Source organism: Streptomyces sp. NPDC014861 (assembly GCF_043081625.1).
Taxonomy (GTDB): Bacteria; Actinomycetota; Actinomycetes; order Streptomycetales; family Streptomycetaceae; genus Streptomyces.
Map to the genome: position 1 here is coordinate 269,121 of NZ_JBIBWV010000007.1, position 17,089 is coordinate 286,209.

The following is a 17,089-nucleotide window of genomic DNA, read 5'->3' on the forward strand; positions in this document are numbered from 1 at the left end:
GCACCCGCGACGGACGCCCGGAGGGAACCATCCCCCCGGGCGTCCGCCCGTTCACCCCACCTCGTCCTTGGCGACCAGCCGGCCCGCCGCGAAGCACAGCCGGTAGACCGGCCGCTCCGCGAACACGGTCGCCCGGTAGTACCGGCACTCGTCCGCCCCGCCCGGTTCCGCCGGCAGCCCCGGCGGGCTCGCCCCCAGCGCGTGGTCCGGCAGGTCCTCCACGAGCTCCTCGTACTCCTGGCCGACCAGCAGCCGCGCGTAGTTGTCCGGCTCCAGATACGAACGGGCCTGCGACCACACCGCGACCCCCGCCGTCAGCACCGCCAGCGCGGCCAGCAGCGCCAGCGGGATCCAGATCGCCCGCACCAGGTCCTGGCGCACCCGCCGCCGGGCCCGGTCCAGCTCCCGCGCCGAGGTCGGCGCGGCGGGCACCGACGCCGGCGCCCGCCGGGGCAGCTCCGCCACCAGCGCGAACCCGCCGCCCCGCACCGGCCCATGGCTCAGCGTGCCGCCCGCGAGCCGCACCCGCTCGTCGAGACCGACGAGGCCGGAGCCCCCGGTCGCGGGCGGCCCCGCCGCGGTGCCGGGCCCGCTCTCCACCCGTACCCTCACCCGCTGCCCGGCCTCCCCGACCTCGACCGCGACGGCGGCGCCCGGGGCGTGCTTCGCCGCGTTCGTCAGCCCCTCCTGCACCACCCGGTGCAGCGCCCGGCCCGCCATCCCCGGCAGCTCCGGCGGGACGCCGGCGAGCGTCACGTCGAGCCCCGAGGCCCGCGCCCGCTCCACCAGCTCGCCCGCCGTCTCGCCGGACGGGGCCGTCGGCGCCCCGTCGCCCTCCTCCCGCAGCACCCCGATGACGTCCCGCAGCCGCTCGGTCGCCTCCGCCGCCGCGAGGCGCAGCTCGCCCGCCGCGCGCTGCTGCTCCGGCCCGAGCCCCGGATCCACCTCCAGGGCGCCCGCCCGCACCGCGATCAGCGCCAGGTCGTGGCCGAGGGAGTCGTGCATGTCCCCGGCGATCCGGGACCGCTCCCGCAGCCGCTCCCGGTCGGCCACCGCCGCCTGCTCGCGCTCCATCCGGTCCGCCAGCTCCCAGCCGCTGCGCACCAGCCGGTCGTACTGGCGCACGTACCGGCCGACCAGCCACGGCGCCACGATCGCCAGCGCGAGGGCGAGGAGCAGGGTGAACCAGGGGCCGAGGGAGGTGCCCGTGAGCCGGGTGAGGAGCAGCCCGGCCGCCGCGACCGCGCCGAACAGCCAGAGCGAGCCGCGGGTGTGGTCCTGCCGCCGCCCGGCGAGGTAGCCGAAGGCGACGAGGGCGAGGCTGTACGAGGGGGTGAAGAGCTCCAGGGTGGCGGGCAGGCTCGCCGCGACCGTGACGGCGAGCGGCAGCAGCGGCCACCGGCGGCTGACGGCGACGCAGCCGCCGAGGACGGTGATCCCGGCGGCGACCTGGAGCCAGGAGCCGCCGTCGTTCGGGTCGGAGCGGAGCAGCACGGGGACGCAGAGCAGCAGCCACAGCGCGAGGTCGAAGAGGCGGCGGCGCGCCGGGGAGGTCTCAGGCACCGTCCGGGTCCCGCCCGTCCGGCCCCGGGCCGTACCCCTGCGGGTGCGCGTCGCCGACGAGTCCGGCCTCGTGGGCGAGGACGGCGAGCTGGACCCGGTTGCGCAGGCCGAGCCGGCCGAGGACCGCGCTCACATGGGCCTTGACGGTGCCCTCGACGACGTACATCCGGGCGGCGATCTCCTGGTTGGAGCAGCCGGCGGCGAGCAGCGAGACGACCTCCCGCTCGCGGCCGGTGAGCGGGGCCAGGCGGGCGCGGGCGGCCGCGCCCCGGGTGAGCCTCTCGCCGCCGAGGGTGTCGATGACCCGGCGGGCGACGGTGGGCGAGAGCGCGGCGCCGCCGGCGGCGACCGCGCGGACCCCGGCGATCAGTTCGCGCGGGTCGCCGGACTTGAGGAGGAAGCCGCCGACGCCGCCGCCGAGGGCGCGGGCGATGTAGTCGTCCTCGGAGAAGGTGGTGAGCATGACGACCGCCGTCCCCGGCAGGGTGCGGCGCAGCGCGTCGGCGGCGGCGAGGCCGTCGAGGCGGGGCATCCGGATGTCGAGGAGGGCGACGTCGGGCCGGTGCAGCCGGGCCAGTTCCACCGCCTCGTGCCCGTCGCCCGCCTCGGCCACCACCTCGATCCCCGGGTCGGTGGTGAGGATGGCCCGCACCCCGGCACGGATCATCGCCTCGTCGTCGGCCAGCAGCACCCTGATCATGCGGCCCAGCCTAGGGCGGGGCCGGGAGCGCCCGGGGCCCGGCGGGGACCCCGGGTGCCCCCGGTGGGCTATCTCAGGAGCACCCCGGCGTCCTCGCCGGCCTCGCCCGCGCCGTCCTCCGGCAGGGCGAGGAGGCCGAGCTCGGCGGGGTGGGCGAGGCGGGGGTGGGCGGGCAGGACGCGGACGGTGCAGCCGAAGGGGCCGGTGCGGTCGAGCTCCAGGGTGCCGGCGTAGGGCTGCCGGCCCTCCAGGTCCGGGCCGCCGGCGGGCTTGAGCGTGACCGTGCGGGTGTCGGTGAGGGTGTCGTCGGCGGCGGCACGGCCGGTGACGGCCTGCACCTCGACGTCGTCGGGGGCGAGGCCGCCGAGCGCGACCCTGACGCGGACGACCGGGGTGGCGCCCAGCTCGGCGCCGGCCTCCGCGAGGTCGTCGCCGATCTCCACGTGGTCGACCGAGACGCCCGGCCAGGCCGACCGGACCCGCGTCTTCCAGGCGGCGAGCTCGCGGGCCCGGTCCGGGGTGAGCGCCCGGCGGGCGCCGGCGGCGGGGACGTACAGCCGCTCCACGTACTCCTGGACCATGCGGTCGGCGAGGACCTTGGGGCCGAGCTCGGCGAGGGTGCGGCGGACCATGGCGGTCCAGGCGGCGGGGACGCCGTCGGGGCCGCGGTCGTAGAAGCGGGGGGCGACCCGGCGTTCGATCAGCTCGTAGAGGGCGGCGGCCTCCAGGTCGTCGCGCCGCTCCTCGTCGGCCGCGGCGGTCCCGTCGGCGGTGGGGATGGCCCAGCCGAACTCGGGCCGGAACCACTCGTCCCACCAGCCGTCGAGGACGGAGAGGTTGAGGCAGCCGTTGAGCGCGGCCTTCATGCCGCTGGTGCCGCAGGCCTCCAGGGGGCGGAGCGGGTTGTTGAGCCAGACGTCGCAGCCGGGGTAGAGGCCGCGGGCCATCTCCATGCCGTAGTCGGGCAGGAAGACGATCCGGTGCCGGACCCGGGGGTCGTCGGCGAAGCGGACCAGCTCCTGGACGAGCTTCTTGCCGCCGTCGTCGGCCGGGTGGGCCTTGCCGGCGACGACCAGCTGCACCGGCCGCTCCGGGTGGAGCAGCAGGGCGCGCAGCCGGTCCTTGTCGCGGAGCATCAGGGTGAGCCGCTTGTACGAGGGGACCCGGCGGGCGAAGCCGATGGTGAGGACCTCGGGGTCGAGGACGCCGTCGGTCCAGCCGAGTTCGGCGCCGGCGGCGCCGCGCTGGCGCCAGGAGGCGCGCAGCCGGTCGCGGACGTCGGCGACGAGCCGGGTGCGCAGGGTGCGGCGCAGCTCCCACAGGTCGCGGTCGCTCGCGTCGGGGCCGAGGCGGCCGGCCTCGGGTGCGGTCCAGGTGGGGGCGTGGACGCCGTTGGTGATGGAGGTGATCGGCACCTCCTCGGGGTCGAAGCCGGGCCAGAGTCCGGCGAACATGGCGCGGCTGACGGCGCCGTGGAGGGTGGAGACGCCGTTGGCGCGCTGGGCGAGGCGCAGGCCCATGGCGGCCATGTTGAAGACGGTGGGGTCGCCGCCGAGCGGGGTCTCGTCGCCGAGGGCGAGGATCCGGCCGGTGTCGAGGCCGGGCAGGGCGCCGTCATCGCCGAGGTGGCGGGCGACGAGCCCCCGGTCGAAGCGGTCGATGCCGGCGGGGACGGGGGTGTGGGTGGTGAAGACGGTGCCGGCCCGGACGGTCTCCAGCGCGGCCTCGAAGTCCAGCCCCTCGCCCTGGAGTTCGCGGATCCGTTCGAGTCCGAGGAAGCCGGCGTGGCCCTCGTTGGTGTGGAAGACCTCGGGTGCGGGGTGACCGGTGAGGCGGGTGTAGGTGCGGACCGCGCGGACGCCGCCGATGCCGAGCAGCATCTCCTGGAGGAGCCGGTGCTCGCTGCCGCCGCCGTAGAGCCGGTCGGTGACGGCCCGCTCGCCGGGGGCGTTCTCCTCGACGTCCGAGTCGAGCATGAGCAGCGGAACCCGGCCGACCTGGGCGATCCACAGGTGGGCGTGGAGGCTGCGGCCGCCGGGCAGGGCGAGGGTGATGCGGGCGGGGGCGCCGTCGGCCTCGCGGAGCAGGCTGACGGGCAGCTCGCCGGGGTCGAGGACGGGGTACTGCTCCTGCTGCCAGCCGTCGCGGCCGAGGGACTGGCGGAAGTAGCCGTGGCGGTAGAGGAGTCCGACGCCGATGAGGGGGACGCCGAGGTCGCTGGCGGACTTGAGGTGGTCGCCGGCGAGGATGCCGAGCCCGCCGGAGTACTGGGGCAGGGCGGCGGCGACGCCGAACTCGGGCGAGAAGTAGGCGAGGGCCGCGGGCCCGTCGTCCGCTCCGCGCTCCTGGTACCAGCGGGGCCGCTCCAGGTAGGCGTCGAGGTCGTCGGCGGCGGCGGTGAGCCGGGCGAGGAAGTCCCGGTCGGCGGCGAGCGCGGCGAGCCGGGGGGCCTCCAGGGCGCCGAGGACCCGGACCGGGTCGGCCCCGGCGAGCCCTTCGGGGGCGAGGGAGTCGAAGAGGGCGCGGGTCGGTTCGTGCCAGGACCAGCGCAGGTTGCGCGCCAGGGCGGCGAGGGGTCGGAGGGTGTCGGGGAGGACAGGACGCACGGTGAATCGACGGATTGCCTTCACGTGTCCCACCTTCGCAGGCCGGTGACGGAACGGAGCGGACGCACCACGCTGTGCGCCCGGCGTGCCGCACCGAGCGTAGGCCCTCGATCCGGGCGCGGGCGGGGCGCCCGGGGGCGCGGACGGAGTGTCGGGGGGCGCGGACGGCAGGGGTCCGGCCCGTCGCGCCCCGCCAGGGGGACGTCACGGGCCGGGTCCGTCAGGGTGCTTCGCCGACGCCCAGGGCCTGTACGTCGACCAGGTTGAACGCCTCGTGGACGTAGACGTTGGTCAGGCGCGGGTTGCGGTAGTTGAGGACCTTCTCGGCGCTGAAGGGCAGGTAGTAGGCGCCGTCGGTGACGCGGTGGTTGGCCTCCTGGTAGAGGCGGGTCGCCGCTTCCCCGTCGGTCTCCGCCGACGCCTGGTCGAACAGTTCGCCGATCCGGGGGTCGTTCACCCGGGCGTAGTTGTGGTTGCCCTGGGTGCTGCCCTGCGCGCTGTCGGCGAGGGGCTGGAGGAAGCCCGCGCCGGTGGGGAAGTCGGCCCCCCACCCGAGGACGAGCATGCCGATGCCCTTGTCCTTCAGGGTCCCGGGAGAGTTCAGGGCGGCGAAGTAGGCCGCGACGTCGTCGAAGCGCTCGATCTCCAGGGTGATGCCGACGGCCTTCAGGTCGCTCTGCAGGACGGTGGCCACCTGGAGGTCCTTGGTGTTGCCGCCGTTCACGGCGACCTTCGTGGTGAAGCCGCCGGCCTTGCCGCACGCCCGCAGCGCGTCCTTGGCCTTCTGCCGCCGGGGCTCGCCCCCGGTCAGGCCGTAGGGGTCGTAGGAGTCGGCGCCCCGGACCGTCGGGGGCAGCATGCTGCCCTGCGGCGAGGAGAACATGTCCCCGCCGCGCGCGGTCCGCAGGGCCTTGGTCCCGGCCGCGTACACCACCGCCTTGCGGCAGTTCAGGTTGTTCAGCGGGGCGGAGTCGGAGATCATCGCGGCCATCCGGAGGTACCCGCTGTACGGGTTGTCCGCCTGGGCCTTGAGCTTCGGGTCGGCCAGCACCCTGGGGGCCGTCTCCTGCCCCAGGCCGATCTGGGAGGCGTCCAGGTCGGCGGTGCCCGCGAGCAGTTGCTGGTCGACCTTGCCCATGTCGGGCAGGACGGTCAGCTCGACGCGGTCCGGCAGGGCCTTGCGGAGCGGGTCGGTCGCGGGGTCCCAGTTCTCGTTGCGGACGAGGACCAGCGACCCGCCCCGCCGGTACGTGGAGAACCGGTAGGGGCCCGAGGAGACGGGCTTGGTCTCGTAGGCGGCCTTGGTGTCGCGCTCCCGCGGCACGGGTGCCGTCGCGCCCAGGGTCAGCAGGTAGGGGAAGCGGGAGTCGGCCTCGGCCAGCCGGAAGACGAGCGTGCGCTCGTCGGGTGTCTCGACGGACCGCAGGCCCGACGTCCCCGTGTCCTTGTACGGGCCCGGGTACTTCTGCTTCTGGTCGAGGACGTCGACGAGGTACGTCGGCCCGCCGGCGATCTCCGGCGCGAAGGTGCGCTCGATGCCGTACTTGACGTCCGCGGCGGTGATCGGCGAGCCGTCCTCGTACTTCAGGCCGGACTTCAGCCGGAACGTGTAGGTCCGGCCGTCGGAGGACACCTCGGGCTGCGCCTCGGCCAGGTCGGGGACCACCGCGAGGCCGTCCTCGCCCGGTGCGGCGGCGTAGGTCATCAGGGTGCGGGTGTAGAGCCGCTGCATGTTCCAGACCCACCCCGAGTAGGAGCGGGCGGGGTCCCAGGAGTCGGCGTCCATCGAGCTCACCAGGCGCAGGGTGCCGCCCTTCTTGTCGGAGGGGTTGACCACCTTGCCGATCGCGCCGTCGAAGCCCCCGTCGGACGTGGGCGAGCCCTTGCCCTGACCCTGGCCCTGACCCTGGCTCTGGCCCTGACCCTGCGTCTGCCCCTGCTTGCCTGACGGGTCGTCCTTCTGGGAGAGGACCACGGCGGTGGTGCCGCCTCCCGCCACCAGGACGACGCCGAGGGCGATCGCCGCGAGCCTGCGGCCCCGGGTGCGGCCGGGCGCGCGGGCCGGACCGCCGCCGGGACCGGAGGGGTACGGGACGGGGCCGGTGGTCGCGTACGGGTTGCCGGGGTACGGCGTGCCGGCGGGGAAGGTGGCCGGCATCGCGGGCGGCGGCGTCGCGGGCATCGCGGGCGGCGGTGCGGCAGGCCTCGCGGGCGGTGCGGCGGGGCCCTTCGCGAGAGGGACGCGGGGGTCGGGCCTGGGCTCGGTGCCGGCCTGGTGGGCCGGTGGGGTCCAGGCGGTCGGCGTGCGGCCGGGGGCCGGGGTGGCGGGAGTCGGCGCGGGGCCGGGGGCGGTCGGGGTCGGGCCCGGGGCGGGCGCCGGCGCGGGAGCGGAGCCGGCCAACGGCCCGAGGAGGCCCGCGGTGTCGCCGAGGGCCGTCGCCACGGCCTCCGGCAGCCAGTGGGTCTCCGCGGCCGGGCCTCCGCCGTAGGTGTGGCCGCTGCCCTCGCCGAGCAGTCCCGCGAACTCCGCGAGGAGATCCGGCACGGTGGGCCGCAGGGCGGGGTCCTTCGCCAGGCAGCGGGCGATGAACTCCACCCCGGGCGGCAGCAGGCGCAGGTCGGGTTCCCCGTAGACGGCGCGGAAGTTCACGGAGTGCGCGGAGCCGGTCCCGAAGGGTCCGGTCCCGGTGGCGGCGAAGGCCAGCACCGCGCCCAGCGCGAACACGTCGGTCGCCGGGCCGACGGCGGTCCCCGCCACCTGCTCGGGCGACATGAAGCCGGGGGTGCCGATCACCGTCCCCGCCTGCGTCAGGACGTGCGACTCGGCGATGAGGGAGATGCCGAAGTCGATCACCCGGGGTCCGTCGGGGGCGATCAGCACGTTCGACGGCTTCAGGTCGCGGTGGACGAGACCCGTGCCGTGGATCGCCTCCAGGGCCTCGACCAGGCCCGCTCCCAGGTAGAGCAGCGAGCGCAGGGGCCAGGCCCCGTGGGTGCGCACCGCCGCCTCCAGGGGCAGCCCGGGGACGTAGGCGGTGGCGAGCCAGGGCGGCGAGCCCATCGGGTCGGCGTCGACCACGGCCGCGGTGAAGAATCCGGTGACCCGCCGGGCCGCCTCCACCTCGCGGACGAAGCGGCGCTGGAACTCGGGGTCCTCGGCGAGTTCGGCGCGCACCACCTTGACGGCGACCATCCGGCCGCTCGTGGACCGCCCCAGGTAGACGCGTCCCATCCCGCCCGCGCCCAGGCGCGCGAGAATCCGGTACCGCCCCACCTGCCGCGGATCCGACCCGTCCAGCGCTTGCAAGACCGCCCCCGTCCCCGGCGCCGCATCCCCTGGGCGCCGGAACGATTAGATCAGATCGGCCGCCGGGCCCGGGGGCCCGGTTCGCACCCCGCGGGGCGCGGCGGCCCGGTACTCCCCCGGGGTCATGCCGTAGGTGGTGCGGAAGGCGAGGTGGAAGCCGACCCGGCTGCGGTAGCCGACGCGGGCGGGTACGGCCGACTGGGGGAGCCCGGTCTCCGCGAGCAGCCGGGCGGCCTCCCGTATCCGCCGGGCCGTCAGATGGCGGGCCGGGGGCGTGCCGACGGCCTCGCGGAAGGCGGTGGTGAAGGCCGAGCGGGACATCCCGGCCTCGCGGGCCAGGGTGACCACGGTCCAGGGCTCGGCGTAGCGGGTCTCGACGGCGGCGAGTGCGCGCCCGATGCCGGGGTGGGGGTACGGGCCTCCCGGCGGCCGGGGCGCGGCGGCCAGGACGAGGGCGGTCTCCAGGACCCGCAGGGCGAGCAGCCGGTCGCCGGGGCCGGGGCGCCGGCCGGGGGCGGCGAGCAGGGCGAGGGTGTCGCGGAGCAGCGGGGCCGCCTCGACGCGGGCCCGGTCGAGGCGGAGCGCGCGGGGCAGGGGGGTGACGAGGGGCGAGGCGGCCCGGCGGTCGTATCCGGTGCGGACGGTCAGCAGCCGGACGCCGTCGCCCGGTCCGCGGAGTTCGAGCACGGTGGCGGCGGGGCCGGACGGGGGCGGGGCGCCGGAGGCCCCGGGTCCCGCGGCGAGCCGGTGGCGGGCGCCGGTGGGCAGCAGGGCGAGGTCCCCGGTCGCGAGGTCGAGGGCGGCGGCCCCCGTCGCGGCGAGCCGGCACCTTCCGGCCAGGACGTGGTGGAGGACGGCCCGGGCGGTGCCGGTCTCCGTGTCCATGGGCGTCTCCCGTCCTCGCACCCGGTGCCGAAGGACCGTCAGCGTAGCGAGGGCGGGAGGGGTTCCGGTCCTCCCGCGGCGGCCGGCGGGAATCCTGTCCGACTCACGTCCTTGCCCGTCCCCCTACGCCCTAGTAGTTAACAAAGGGCCGGATTGCCCACCCGAGAACCTGGGGAAGGCTCCACCGGTACCCCCGAATCCGTTCTCCCCGTACCCGTCTTCATCCCTGTGGGCCCGCCATCCGAGTGAACGCGGAGGGGCGCGGCGATGCCGTCCTCCCCCCGGCCTCCGGCGCGGCTAGAAAGAGCGCACCACCACCCGCACCCCCGCAAACCGTCAGGTGATGCTGTGAATCCGCTCATGGGACGCATTCCCGTACTGGACGTCCGCCCGCTGGTCGACTGTGGCCGGCGCCCCGCGAAGGCCGTGGCCGGCGAGACCTTCGAGGTCTCGGCGACCGTCTTCCGCGAGGGCCACGACGCGGTCGCCGCCAATGTCGTACTGACCGGCCCGACCGGCCGGACCGGACCGTGGACCCCGATGCGCGAGCTGGCCGAGGGCACCGACCGCTGGGGTGCCGAGGTCACCCCGGACGCCGAGGGCCTGTGGACGTACACCGTCGAGGCGTGGAGCGACCCGCTGGCGACCTGGCGCCACGCGGCGAAGATCAAGATCCCGGCGGGGATCGACTCCGAACTCGTCCTGGCCGAGGGCGCGGAGCTGCACGAGCGGGCCGCCAAGGGTGTCCCGAAGAAGGGCGGCGGGCGGGAGGCGGTGCTCGCGGCGGCGGACGCCCTGCGCGACGCGTCCCGGCCGGCGGCCGGCCGGCTCGCGGCCGCGCTCGCGCCCCGGATCACGGAGACCCTGGACCGGCACCCGCTGCGCGAACTGGTCTCCGTCTCCCCGGCGTTCCCGCTCCGGGTGGAGCGGGAGCGGGCCCTGTACGGCTCCTGGTACGAGTTCTTCCCGCGCTCGGAGGGCGTGCGGAAGGTCAAGGGCCGTACCGTGCCCGGGAACTTCCGCACCGCCGCCGAACGCCTCCCGGCCATCGCGGCGATGGGCTTCGACGTGGTGTACCTGCCGCCGATCCACCCGATCGGCGAGACCCACCGCAAGGGCCCCAACAACACGCTGTCGGCGGCCCCGGGCGACGTGGGCGTGCCGTGGGCGATCGGTTCGCCGGAGGGCGGGCACGACGCGGTCCACCCGGACCTGGGCACGATCGAGGACTTCGACGCCTTCGTGGCCCGGGCCGGGGAGCTGCGGCTGGAGATCGCGCTGGACTTCGCGCTCCAGTGCTCGCCGGACCACCCGTGGGTGGAGAAGCACCCGGAGTGGTTCCACCACCGCGCGGACGGCTCGATCGCCCACGCGGAGAACCCGCCGAAGAAGTACCAGGACATCTACCCGATCGCGTTCGACGCCGACATGGACGGGATCGTCGCCGAGACCGTGCGGGTCCTGCGGCACTGGATGGACCACGGGGTGCGGATCTTCCGGGTGGACAACCCGCACACCAAGCCGGTGGTGTTCTGGGAGCGGGTGATCGGCGAGGTCAACGACCGGGACCCGGACGTGATCTTCCTGGCGGAGGCGTTCACCCGGCCGGCGATGATGCGGACGCTGGGCGCGGTCGGCTTCCAGCAGTCGTACACGTACTTCACCTGGCGGAACACGAAGGACGAGCTGACCGAGTACCTGACCGAGCTGTCCGGGGACGTGGCGGCGCAGATGCGGCCCAACCTCTTCGTGAACACCCCGGACATCCTGCACGCCTACCTCCAGGACGGCGGCCGGGCGGCCTTCGAGGCGCGGGCGGTCCTCGCGGCGACGCTCTCGCCGACGTGGGGGATCTATGCCGGGTACGAGCTCTGCGAGAACGCCGCGCTGCGCCCGGGCAGCGAGGAGTACCTGGACTCGGAGAAATACCAACTCCGGCCGCGGGACTGGGAGTCGGCAGAGCGCTCGGGCGCGACGATCACTCCGCTGATCACCTCCCTGAACCGGATCCGGCGGCGCCACCCGGCGCTCCGGCGCCTGCGGAACCTGTCCTTCCACGCGACGGACAACCCCCAGGTGATCGCCTACTCGAAGAAGTCGGGTTCGAACATCGTTCTGGTGGTCGTCAACCTCGACCCGCACCACACCCAGGAGGCGACGCTCTCGTTGAGCATGCCGGAACTCGGCCTCGGCTGGCACGAGACCGTGCCGGTGCGCGACGAGCTCACCGGCGACACCTATCACTGGGGCAGGAACGCCTACGTGCGCCTGGAACCGGGCGTCACGCCCGCGCACGTGCTCGTCCTGCGACCGTCCCCGCAGACCGGAGGGTCACCCACCTCATGACTGTCAACGATCCCGTCCCCGACACCTTCGAGGACACCCCCGCCAAGGACCGAGACCCCGACTGGTTCAAGCGGGCCGTCTTCTACGAGGTCCTCGTCCGGTCCTTCCAGGACAGCAACGGCGACGGCGTCGGCGACCTGAAGGGCATCACGTCCCGCCTGGACTACCTCCAGTGGCTCGGCGTGGACTGCCTGTGGCTGCCGCCGTTCTTCAAGTCCCCGCTGCGCGACGGCGGCTACGACGTCGCCGACTACACCTCGGTCCTCCCCGAGTTCGGCGACCTCGCCGACTTCGTGGAGTTCGTGGACGCGGCGCACCAGCGCGGGATGCGCGTGATCATCGACTTCGTCATGAACCACACGAGCGACCAGCACCCGTGGTTCCAGGAGTCGCGGCGCGACCCGGAGGGCCCGTACGGCGACTACTACGTCTGGGCCGACGACGACAAGCAGTACCCGGACGCCCGGATCATCTTCGTCGACACGGAGACCTCCAACTGGACCTTCGACCCGGTCCGCAAGCAGTACTACTGGCACCGCTTCTTCTCGCACCAGCCGGACCTCAACTACGAGAACCCGGCGGTGCAGGAGGAGATCCTGTCGGCGCTGAAGTTCTGGCTCGACCTGGGGATCGACGGCTTCCGGCTGGACGCGGTGCCGTACCTGTACCAGGAGGAGGGCACCAACTGCGAGAACCTGCCGGCGACGCACACCTTCCTCAAGCAGGTCCGCAAGGAGATCGACGACCACTACCCGGACACGGTGCTGCTCGCCGAGGCCAACCAGTGGCCCGAGGACGTCGTGGACTACTTCGGCGACTTCCGCTCCGGCGGCGACGAGTGCCACATGGCCTTCCACTTCCCGGTCATGCCGCGGATCTTCATGGCCGTGCGGCGCGAGTCCCGCTACCCGGTCTCCGAGATCCTGGCGAAGACGCCGCAGATCCCCTCCGGCTGCCAGTGGGGCATCTTCCTCCGCAACCACGACGAGCTCACCCTCGAGATGGTCACGGACGAGGAGCGGGACTACATGTACGCCGAGTACGCCAAGGACCCGCGGATGCGGGCCAACATCGGCATCCGGCGGCGGCTCGCCCCGCTCCTCGACAACGACCGCAAGCAGATGGAGCTGTTCACCGGGCTGCTCTTCTCGCTGCCGGGCTCGCCGGTGCTGTACTACGGCGACGAGATCGGCATGGGCGACAACATCTGGCTCGGCGACCGGGACGGGGTGCGGACCCCGATGCAGTGGACCCCGGACCGGAACGCGGGCTTCTCCTCCTGCGACCCGGGCCGGCTCTACCTGCCGGCCATCATGGACCCGGTCCACGGCTACCAGGTGACCAACGTGGAGGCAGGGATGGCCTCGCCGTCCTCGCTGCTCCACTGGACGAAGCGGATGATCGAGGTCCGCAAGCAGAACCGGGCCTTCGGGACGGGCACGTACACCGAACTGCCGTCCTCCAACGCGGCGGTGCTCGCCTTCCTCCGCGAGGACGGCGACGACCTCGTGCTGTGCGTGAACAACTTCTCGCGGCACGCCCAGCCGACCGAGCTGGACCTGCGGCGATTCGCCGGGATGCGGCCCGTCGAGCTGATCGGCGGGGTGGAGTTCCCCGCGGTCGGCGAGCTGCCGTACCTGCTGACGCTGGCGGGTCACGGCTTCTACTGGTTCCGCATGAAGCGGAGTTGAAATTTCGTCAGCTCAGGATTGGCCCCGGGCGGGGCGGTTTCCGCCGCCCCGCTCCGGGAACTGTGTCCCACACACGAACCAGCCCGATCCTGGGCCCTTCGGATCCATCCCGGTCCATCCGTATGGATCTTCCCTTTCCGACACGTCCCGCACATCCGGACAGCCCCAGCCGCCATCCGGGACAATCTGCGCATTTGAATGCCAACGACGCCCAACTGCGCGCCCCGGGGAAAGGACGCGACGCCATGCCGGAGACCGCATCCACCGCCCGGGCCACGGACGCCCTCCTCCCGTCCCTGACACCCCTGCTCCACGAATGGCTGCCCCGGCAGCGCTGGTTCGCGGGCAAGGGTCGCCGGGTCACCGGATTCACGCTGGACGCGGCCACCGAGCTGCTGCCCCTGGACGGCGCCGGACCCGGACTGCTCCACCTCCTGCTGCGGGTCGAACAGCCCGGCCGCCCGGCCGGCGAACCCGCCGACTGCTACCAGATCCTCCTCGGCGTGCGGAGTCAGCTGCCGCCGCGGCTCGCCCCCGCCCTCATCGGACGCGTCCGGCAGGGCCCGCTGGCCGGCCGCGCCGTCTACGAGGGGCTGCGCGACCCGCGCCTCGCCGGGCTCCTGTACGAGAGGCTGCGCACCCCCGGCCGCACCGGGCCGCTCCGCTTCCACGCCACCCGCGCGCTGCCCGGGGCGCTCGCCCCCCGGGTCCTCGACGCCGAGCAGTCCAACTCCTCGCTCGTCTTCGGCGACGCGTACATCCTGAAGATCTTCCGCCGGGTCAGCCCCGGCGCCAATCCGGACCTCGAACTGCCCCTCGCCCTCGGGCAGGCCGGCTGCGCCCGTGTCCCGGCGCCGGTGGCCTGGTTCGAGTCGGGGGCGGCGACGCTGGGCGTCCTCCAGCCCTACCTGCGGGACTCGCGGGACGGCTGGCGGCTGGCGCTCGACGCGCTGGCGGCGGGACGGGAGTTCACCGCCGAGGCGCGTGCGCTCGGACGGGCCACCGCCGAGGTGCACCTCGCCCTCGCCGAGGCCCTGCCCACCCAGCGGCTGCCGCGCGCCGAGACGGAGGGCCTCGCCGCCGCGATGGACCGGCGGCTGCACGCCGCCGCCCAGGCCGTGCCCGCGCTGCTGCCCTACGTCCCCGGGCTGCGGGCCGTCTTCGCGGCGGCGGGCGACGCGGAAGGAGCGGGCGCGGTGCAGCGCATCCACGGCGATCTGCACCTCGGGCAGACGCTGCGCGGCTCCGACGGCGCCTGGGCCGTCATCGACTTCGAGGGCGAGCCGGCGAAGCCCCTCGACGAGCGGCGGCGCCCGCAGCCGACCGTCCGCGACGTCGCCGGCATGCTGCGCTCCTTCGACTACGCGGCCCGCACCCACCGGCCCTGGAACGCGGACTGGGCGGCCCGGTGCCGGGCAGCGTACTGCACCGGCTACGCGGAGGCGGCCGGCGCGGACCCCCGCGCCGACCCCGCGCTGCTCCGCGCCTACGAGACGGACAAGGCCGTCTACGAGGTCGTCTACGAGGCGCGCCACCGTCCCGACTGGCTCCCCGTCCCCATGTCCGCCATCCACCGCCTCTCCACCCCCCGATAACCCCCCGATAACCCCCCGAGGACCCGCCGATGACCCCCCGCCGCCCGCCGCCGCCCCGCCGTGGGCGGCGGCGGGAGATGGCCCGTTCGGCGGAGTGTCCCGGCGGGCCGCGGGCGCGTTGCCCTATTCGTACACTTTCTCAGCATTCTGGAGGCTTCCGGTGACCGCCAAGACGCCCCGCACGGCGCCCCCTCTCGACCCCGGCGAGCGCGCGCGGCTCCTCGCCGGAGAGCACCACGATCCGCACGCGCTGCTCGGCGCCCACCCGGTGAAGGGCGGGGTGGTCGTGCGGGTGCTGCGCCCCTGGGCCCGGAGCGTGGCGGCCGTGCTGCCGAAGGGACGCAGGGTCGAGCTGCGCGACGAGGGCGACGGCCTGTTCTCGGCGCTCGTCCCGCTGCTGCGCAAGGTCCCGGCGTACGAGCTGCGGGTGTCGTACGGCGACGGGGAGCTCGCGGTCAAGGACCCCTACCGGCACCTCCCGTCCCTCGGCGAGCTGGACCTGCACCTGATCGGCGAGGGCCGCCACGAGGAGCTGTGGACGGCGCTGGGGTCGCGGGTCATGACGCACGGCGGGGTGGCCGGCACCCGCTTCGCCGTCTGGGCGCCGAACGCCCGCGGGGTGCGCGTCACCGGCGACTTCACCCACTGGGACGGCACCGGGCTGCCGATGCGCTCCCTCGGCTCCACCGGCGTCTGGGAGCTGTTCGTGCCCGGTGTCGGGGAGGGCGCGGTCTACAAGTACGACATCACCCGCCCCGACGGCTCGCACACGGTCCGCGCCGACCCCATGGCCCGCCGCACCGAGTGCCCGCCGGACACGGCCTCGATCGTCACCGAGTCGCACTACGAGTGGAGCGACCAGGACTGGATGGCCCGGCGCGGGGCCCGCCCGCCGCACGAGGCGCCGATCTCCGTGTACGAGCTCCACCTGGCCTCCTGGCGGCCCGGCCTCGACTACCGCCGGCTGGCCGTGGAACTGCCCGCGTACGTACGGGAACTCGGCTTCACCCACGTGGAGTTCATGCCGGTCACCGAGCACCCCTTCGGCGGCTCCTGGGGCTACCAGGTCACCGGCTTCTACGCGCCGACCGCCCGCCTGGGCACCCCGGACGACTTCAAGTTCCTGGTGGACGCGCTGCACCGGGCCGGGATCGGCGTGCTGATGGACTGGGTGCCGGCGCACTTCCCGAAGGACGACTGGGCGCTGGCCGAGTTCGACGGACGGCCGCTGTACGAGCACGCCGACCCGCGCCGCTCGCACCACCCGGACTGGGGCACGCTGGAGTTCGACTACGGCCGCAAGGAGGTGCGGAACTTCCTCGTCGCCAACGCGGTCTACTGGTGCCAGGAGTTCCACGTCGACGGCCTGCGGGTCGACGCGGTCGCCTCGATGCTCTACCTGGACTACTCGCGCGAGTACGGCGAGTGGCTGCCCAACGAGTACGGCGGCCGGGAGAACCTCGACGCCGTCGCCTTCCTCCAGGAGATGAACGCCACCGTCTACCGCCGCTGCCCCGGCATCGTCACCTTCGCCGAGGAGTCGACGGCCTGGGACGGCGTGACCCGGGCGACGGATCTGGTCGGCCCCGGCGGTCACGGCGGACTCGGCTTCGGCATGAAGTGGAACATGGGCTGGATGCACGACTCGCTCCAGTACATGGAGAAGGAGGCGGTGCACCGCAAGTACCACCACCACGAGATGACCTTCTCGATGGTGTACGCGTACAGCGAGAACTACATCCTGCCGATCTCGCACGACGAGGTGGTGCACGGCAAGCGGGCGCTCGTGTCGAAGATGCCCGGCGACTGGTGGCAGCGGCGCGCCAACCACCGCGCCTACCTGGGCTTCATGTGGGCCCACCCGGGCAAGCAACTCCTCTTCATGGGCCAGGAGTTCGCGCAGGGCTCGGAATGGTCGGCGGACCACGGGCCGGAGTGGTGGCTGCTCGACCCGGAGTACGGGGCGGAAGCCGACCACCGGGGCGTGAAGGACCTGGTGCGGGACCTGAACCGGGTCTACACGGCGACGCCGTCGCTGTGGGAGCGGGACACCGCGCCGGAGGGGTTCCGGTGGGTCGTCGGTGACGCCGCCGACGACAACGTCCTCGCCTTCCTGCGCTACGACGCCTTCGGCTCGCCGCTCCTCGCCGTCTGCAACTTCTCCCCCGTCGTCCGGCACGACTACCGGCTGGGCGTACCGGACTCCTTCGCCGCCTGGGGCGAGGTGCTGAACACGGACGCGGCCCGGTACGGCGGTTCGGACGTGGTCGGCACCGACCCGGTGAAGACCGAGTCGGTGCCGTGGCACGGGCGGGAGGCGAGCGTCCGGATGACGCTGCCGCCGCTCGCGACGGTCTGGCTCAGGCCCGCCTGAGCCGCGCCCGCCCCGCCCGGAC

Annotated in this window: 9 protein-coding genes; 4 read left to right on the forward strand and 5 right to left on the reverse strand. The window is 74.3% G+C overall.

The features are described 5' to 3' along the window. Positions 1-51 precede the first annotated feature (51 nt). The 5 genes from ACF1BN_RS17565 to ACF1BN_RS17585 form a co-directional block, all read right to left on the reverse strand. Positions 52-1,563, reverse strand: coding sequence for a sensor histidine kinase (locus tag ACF1BN_RS17565; RefSeq protein WP_392332495.1), 1,512 nt, complete (start codon positions 1,561-1,563; stop codon positions 52-54). Then, positions 1,556-2,263, reverse strand: a complete 708-nt coding sequence (locus ACF1BN_RS17570; protein ID WP_392332496.1) for a response regulator transcription factor — start codon at positions 2,261-2,263, stop codon at positions 1,556-1,558. The genes ACF1BN_RS17565 and ACF1BN_RS17570 overlap by 8 nt, the downstream gene beginning before the upstream one ends. A 68-nt stretch (positions 2,264-2,331) precedes the next feature. Next, complete coding sequence (glgP, locus tag ACF1BN_RS17575; RefSeq protein WP_392332497.1) at positions 2,332-4,893, reverse strand: alpha-glucan family phosphorylase; 2,562 nt, start codon at positions 4,891-4,893, stop codon at positions 2,332-2,334. Positions 4,894-5,089: 196 nt separating this feature from the next. Beyond that, positions 5,090-8,143: an ABC transporter substrate-binding protein gene (locus ACF1BN_RS17580; protein WP_392332600.1), complete on the reverse strand. Its 3,054-nt coding sequence runs from the start codon at positions 8,141-8,143 to the stop codon at positions 5,090-5,092. Positions 8,144-8,221: 78 nt separating this feature from the next. Further along, positions 8,222-9,061: an AraC family transcriptional regulator gene (locus tag ACF1BN_RS17585; RefSeq protein WP_392332498.1), complete on the reverse strand. Its 840-nt coding sequence runs from the start codon at positions 9,059-9,061 to the stop codon at positions 8,222-8,224. A gap of 360 nt (positions 9,062-9,421) precedes the next feature. On the opposite strand from ACF1BN_RS17585, the gene ACF1BN_RS17590 reads away from it, so the two are divergent. From ACF1BN_RS17590 to glgB, 4 genes are all read left to right on the forward strand, one after another. After that, a complete protein-coding gene (locus tag ACF1BN_RS17590; RefSeq protein WP_392332499.1) occupies positions 9,422-11,407 on the forward strand; it encodes an alpha-1,4-glucan--maltose-1-phosphate maltosyltransferase in 1,986 nt (661 codons plus the stop codon). Beyond that, positions 11,404-13,098, forward strand: a complete 1,695-nt coding sequence (treS, locus tag ACF1BN_RS17595) for a maltose alpha-D-glucosyltransferase (RefSeq protein ID WP_392332500.1) — start codon at positions 11,404-11,406, stop codon at positions 13,096-13,098. The genes ACF1BN_RS17590 and treS overlap by 4 nt, the downstream gene beginning before the upstream one ends. A 245-nt stretch (positions 13,099-13,343) precedes the next feature. Continuing rightward, a complete protein-coding gene (locus ACF1BN_RS17600; RefSeq protein WP_392332501.1) occupies positions 13,344-14,693 on the forward strand; it encodes a maltokinase in 1,350 nt (449 codons plus the stop codon). A 160-nt stretch (positions 14,694-14,853) separates the two neighbouring features. Further along, complete coding sequence (gene glgB / locus ACF1BN_RS17605; RefSeq protein ID WP_392332502.1) at positions 14,854-17,067, forward strand: 1,4-alpha-glucan branching enzyme; 2,214 nt, start codon at positions 14,854-14,856, stop codon at positions 17,065-17,067. Positions 17,068-17,089: the final 22 nt, after the last annotated feature.